General features: G+C 69.5%; 7 protein-coding genes. 5 read left to right on the top strand and 2 right to left on the bottom strand.

Annotation, left to right across the window (positions count from 1 at the left end; all coding sequences use genetic code 11):
- From Q0C81_RS16100 to Q0C81_RS16090, 3 genes are all read left to right on the top strand, one after another.
- The coding region (locus tag Q0C81_RS16100) for a flavodoxin-dependent (E)-4-hydroxy-3-methylbut-2-enyl-diphosphate synthase (RefSeq protein ID WP_291840236.1) at positions 1–676 on the top strand (676 nt) is incomplete at its 5' end.
- A gap of 62 nt (positions 677–738) precedes the next feature.
- Positions 739–1,602, top strand: a complete 864-nt coding sequence (locus tag Q0C81_RS16095; RefSeq protein ID WP_291840233.1) for an alpha/beta hydrolase — start codon at positions 739–741, stop codon at positions 1,600–1,602.
- A 4-nt stretch (positions 1,603–1,606) separates the two neighbouring features.
- Positions 1,607–2,197 (top strand): glutathione S-transferase N-terminal domain-containing protein, encoded by a 591-nt coding sequence (locus tag Q0C81_RS16090; RefSeq protein ID WP_291840230.1) that lies wholly within the window; start codon positions 1,607–1,609, stop codon positions 2,195–2,197.
- A gap of 8 nt (positions 2,198–2,205) precedes the next feature.
- On the opposite strand, the gene Q0C81_RS16085 is transcribed toward Q0C81_RS16090, so the two are convergent.
- Entirely contained in the window at positions 2,206–2,688 is a 483-nt protein-coding gene (locus Q0C81_RS16085; protein WP_291840228.1) for a hypothetical protein, read from the bottom strand.
- Positions 2,689–2,870: 182 nt separating this feature from the next.
- On the opposite strand from Q0C81_RS16085, the gene Q0C81_RS16080 reads away from it, so the two are divergent.
- Entirely contained in the window at positions 2,871–3,341 is a 471-nt protein-coding gene (locus Q0C81_RS16080; protein WP_291840226.1) for a translation initiation factor 2, read from the top strand.
- A gap of 71 nt (positions 3,342–3,412) precedes the next feature.
- Here Q0C81_RS16080 and Q0C81_RS16075 read toward each other — a convergent pair whose 3' ends face one another.
- Complete coding sequence (locus tag Q0C81_RS16075; RefSeq protein ID WP_291840223.1) at positions 3,413–4,195, bottom strand: sulfite exporter TauE/SafE family protein; 783 nt, start codon at positions 4,193–4,195, stop codon at positions 3,413–3,415.
- Positions 4,196–4,367: 172 nt separating this feature from the next.
- On the opposite strand from Q0C81_RS16075, the gene Q0C81_RS16070 reads away from it, so the two are divergent.
- Positions 4,368–4,827, top strand: a 460-nt coding sequence (locus tag Q0C81_RS16070) for a hypothetical protein (protein WP_291840221.1), incomplete at its 3' end; no start/stop codon positions are given.

Raw genomic sequence — 4,827 nt, 5'->3', positions numbered from 1 at the left:
CTGCCCCGAGGCCATGGTCGAAAGCGCGCTGAACCACGCCCGCATCCTGCAGGACAACGACTTCCACGAGTTCAAGATCTCGGTGAAGGCGTCCGACCCCTTCCTGACCGTCGCCGCCTACCAGCAGCTGGCCGACGCCATCGACTGTCCCCTGCACCTGGGCGTCACCGAGGCGGGGCCGTTGCGCACCGGCACCATCAAGTCAGCCATCGGCATGGGCTCCATGCTGTGGGCCGGCATCGGCGACACCATCCGCGTGTCGCTGGCCGCGGACCCCGTGGAAGAGATCAAGGTCGGCTTCGACATCCTCAAGTCCCTGGGCCTGCGCCACCGCGGGGTGAACATCATCGCCTGTCCGTCGTGCGCGCGTCAGGGCTTCAACGTCATCGAGACGGTCGGCATCCTGGAAGAGAAGCTGGCCCACGTGACCACGCCCATGTCGCTGTCGATCATCGGCTGCGTGGTCAACGGCCCGGGCGAGGCGCTGTACACCGACGTCGGCTTCACCGGCGGCGGCAAGGGCGCGGGCATGGTCTATCTGAACGGCAAGATCGCCCACAAACAGGCCAACGACGGCATGATCGACGAGATCGTCGCCCAGGTCGAAGCCAAGGCCGCCGAACTGGAAGCCGCCCGCAAGGCGGCCGAGGAACCGGCCTTCGAAGCGGCGGAGTAATCTGCGCCTGTCCCGTCCGGACATCCTGCGCTAGCAAGGCGGGGAAGTCCGGGGAGTTTCTCATGATCCGTCGCGCCGTCACCGCGCTCGCGCTTGTCCTGTCGTTGGGAGCGCTCTCGACCGCGCCCGCCCTGGCCCAGACCGTCCCCGCGACCGCCCAGGCCTCCGCTGCGACCCACGTCCCGCTGACCGCCCCCGACGGCCGCGCCATCGATGTCAGCGTCTGGCAGGCGGCGAACGAGCAGGGCGTCATCGTCTTCAGCCACGGCTGGAACAGCGACCCGGCCCGCTACCACCGCATCATCGACGACTGGACGGCCCATGGCTTCACGGTCGTCGCCCCGATGCATCTGGATTCGCTGCTGCACCCGCGCCACGCCGAAGCCGACGAACGCAGCGTCTTCATCACCCGTATCGTCGATCTGGCGGTCGTGCGCGGCTATGTGCAGGCCTCGCATCCGGGCAAGCCGATGATCGCGGCGGGCCATTCCTTCGGGTCGCTGAATTCCCTGATGGAGGCCGGCGCCGAGACCGTCGCGGGGCCGCTGGGCGATCCGGCGGTCAAGGCGGTCATCGCCCTGTCCACGCCGGGCAAGATCCCCGGCGTGATCAATCCCTCCACCTTCGCGACCGTGACCACGCCGGTGCTGATCGTCACCGGCGACGCCGATCTGGTGCAGGGCTTCGTCACCGACCCCGCCGACCACCGCTTCGCCTTCGACACCAGCGCGGCGGGCGGCAAGATGCTGCTGACCTTCGCCGGCGGCGACCACAGCCTGGTCGGCAACGCGGACGCCGCCGACTTCGGCCTGATCGCGGCCACCACCGTGGACTTCATGCGCGCCCACGCGCTCGGCGACACGGCGGCTCAAGCCCGCCTCGACGCCCTCACCGCGCCCGGGGGCGTGACCATCGAGCGCCGCTGATCTCATGAAACTCTACATCACCGCCCCGTCGCCCTTCGCCCGCAAATGCCGCATCGTCGCGCGCGAGAAGGGGCTGTCGATCGAGGAAGTCTTCGTCGATCCCTACGCCAATGCGCCCGAACTTCTGGCCGCCAATCCCGTGGTGCAGGTCCCGACCCTGATCGCGCCGGACGGCCTGCCGGTGAACGACAGCCCGGTGATCTGCGAATATCTGGACGGCCTCGGCTCCGATCCGCGCCTGCTTCCCGCGGAAGGGCCCGAGCGGCTGCGCGTGCGGCGCATCGAGGTTCTGGCCGACGGCCTGCTCGAGATGGGCGTCAAGCTGGTGCTGGAGAAACGCCGTCCGGAAAGCGAGCGCTCGCCCTCGTGGATGACGCGCTGGACCGAGAACATGCACCGCTGCCTGGATGCGCTGGAGGCCGCCGGCCTGTCGGCGGACGATTTCCACATCGGCGTCCTGAACACCGGCGTGGCCCTGACCTGGATCGACTTCCGCCATCCGGACTTCGACTGGGCGACCGGGCGGCCGGGACTCGTGGCCCTGCAGGCGGCGCTGGAGGCGCGGCCGAGCTTCATGGAAACCCGGCCGGCCTGATCAGGCGATCAGTTCTTCTTGAAGGCCTGCTTGCATAGTTCCTCGCCGAAGGCGCTGCTCATGTTCTGCTCGGCGTTGGCGGCCACGACGGCGCCGATCACGCCGCCGACCATAATGGTGCGGCGGATGTTGTACTCGCCCACCACCGCGCCCGAGGCGTCGGTCAGGCGGGCGACGCCGCTGATCTCGCTCTGGCTCGGCGCGAACAGGGCGATGGCCGCATTGGCCGAGTGATAGCCGTTCAGCGTGACCGTCAGGACCAGCGGATAGTCGCCGTCCGCGCACTCGTTCAGCTTGCTCTGGACGGTGTTCTGGAACTGGGTGGTGAACTGGCCGCTGACGTTGGAGGGCGTGTTGTGCAGTTGCACGAGCGTCACCCGGCCGCGCGCGGCCGCATCCTTTGAGATGGGATGCACGGCGTTGGTGCCGTTCGACGTGACGCAGCCGGCGAGCAGGATCGCACCCGAAAGGGCGAGGTAAACAGGCTTCATGAAATCCCCCGATTTGGTCGCATCAGCCCCCCGTGGTCGATGCAGGTACTGGATATAGCTCCGCTTTCGCCGCCTGTCTCCTGTGACCTCACGGTTCGGTGATTGACGTTCCTGGGGTTGCGGTGCGAGTTAGCGGCCAGGTCCGCCGGGGGGTGGGCCTCGTTTAAGTCTTGGGGGGCTTCATGATTTCCATCCGCACCGCGCGCTTCGGCGTGCAGGCGATCGCGCTTGCCGCGGCCGCCCTGACCCTGCCGGCCTGCGCCACGGTGACCCGTGGCACCAGCCAGAACTTCTCCGTCGAAAGCACGCCTCCGGGCGCGCGTGTCACGACCTCGACCGGCTTCGAATGCGCGGCCACGCCGTGCTCGTTCCGCATGCCGCGCAAGCCGGGCTTCACCGCCACGGTGTCGCTGGACGGCTACGTCACCCAGGAAATCCGGGTCGACAGCCGCATGGCCGGCAGCGGCGCCGCGGGCGCCGCAGGCAACATCCTGATCGGCGGTCCGATCGGTCTGGTGGTCGACGGCACCTCGGGCGCCATGAACGACCTGACGCCGAACCCGCTCGTCGTCGAAATGCTGACCCCGGCCCAGGACGCCGAGCGCCGCCGTCAGGCTGCGGCCGCGCCCGCCGCTCCCGCCGCCCGGCCGTAAGGCCCGGCGCGCACCGATCGTGCGTTCCAAAGGGGGCGGGACGGACTTCAGTCTGTCCCGCCCTTCTTGTTTCAGCCCAGCAGGCCTGACAGCTGCAGGCCCTGGAAACCGGCCAGCAGGACCAGCAGGCCGCCCACCGCATAGGTCATCGGCCGGCGCGGCACGCGCTTGGCGATCAGCCCGGCGAAGGGCGCGGCCAGCAGGCCGCCGGCCACCAGCCCGCCCACGGCCGCGGCGTGGTTCTGCAGGGCGTCCGCCTCCGTCCAGTGACCGCTCAACAGGGACCAGACGAAGGTCGCGCTGACGGCCACGGTGACGAAGAACTCGGCGGTGTTGACTGTGCCGATGGCGCGGCGCGGCTCCTGCCCGGCGCCGACCAGGGTGGACGACACCGTCGGACCCCAGCCTCCGCCGCCGATGGCGTCCAGGAAGCCGCCGACGGCGCCCAGGGGCGCGACGATCCAGGCCGGGCGGATCAGGCGCGGCTTCACGTCATGGCCGGCGCGCCACAGGATCCAGACGCCCATCAGGGCCAGGTAGGCGATGACGAACGGCTTGATGACGTCGCTGTCCAGCCCCGCCAGCACATAGGCGCCGATACAACCGCCGACGACGCCGGCCGCCGCCAGCGGCAGCAGCATCTTCCAGTCGACGTTGCGGTGCCAGGCGTGGCTGCCGGCCGAGGCCGCGGTGGTGAAGACCTCCGCCCCGTGCACGCTGGCCGAGGCCGTCGCCGGCGGCACGCCGAAGGCGAGCAGCACCGAGGAGGAGATCACGCCGTAGGCCATGCCCAGGGACCCGTCGACGGCCTGCGCGAGGAAGCCGACGACGAGGAACAGCAGGAAGGTTTCCATGAAGGCTCTGGGTGTCGCGGACGAAGATGTCCTGTCGAGCTAATGCGCGAAGCCGCCGGTTGTAACGGCGACGCTGTCACGTTTCCGTCAGGCTGCATTACCCCTTATTCACTGGACCGTGCGTCGTCCGGAAGGCTTCGTCCCGGTTCCGATGCCGTGAAGGGATGATGTGATGATGATCCGAACGCTTCTGGCCGCGACCTTCGCGACCCTCATACTCGCCGGCCAGGCGTCGGCGCAGATGGGCAATGAGCCGTCCAGGCCCGACCCAGCCTTCGCCTGCCATGTCGGGCTCTATCGCCTCGCCGACGGGACGTTGATCGACGTCGCGCCGGTGGACGGCCCCGGCGGCCGCTGGCGGCTGATCGACGGCCGCACCGGCCGGATGCGCCAGGACGCCTCGGGCGCCTGGACCGGAACCGAGGGCTGGACGGATCGGCCCGCGACCCTTCAGGCGTCCTTCGGCGACTGCACGACCGCGGACCGCATGACCTTCGACGGCCGCGAGGCGCACCGGGTCGACCTGCCCACGATCGACGTGCCCTTCACCAGCGCGGACGGGACGCGGCTGGCCGGCCGCCTGATCCTGCCGCCCGGCGCCGGTCCCGCTCCGATCATGATCGAGGTGCATG

This window comes from Brevundimonas sp., from assembly GCF_023259385.1.
In the GTDB taxonomy this organism is placed as follows: Bacteria; Pseudomonadota; Alphaproteobacteria; order Caulobacterales; family Caulobacteraceae; genus Brevundimonas.
The sequence above is the reverse complement of the archived record's forward strand: the minus strand, read 5'-3'. Positions and strand labels throughout refer to the sequence as shown.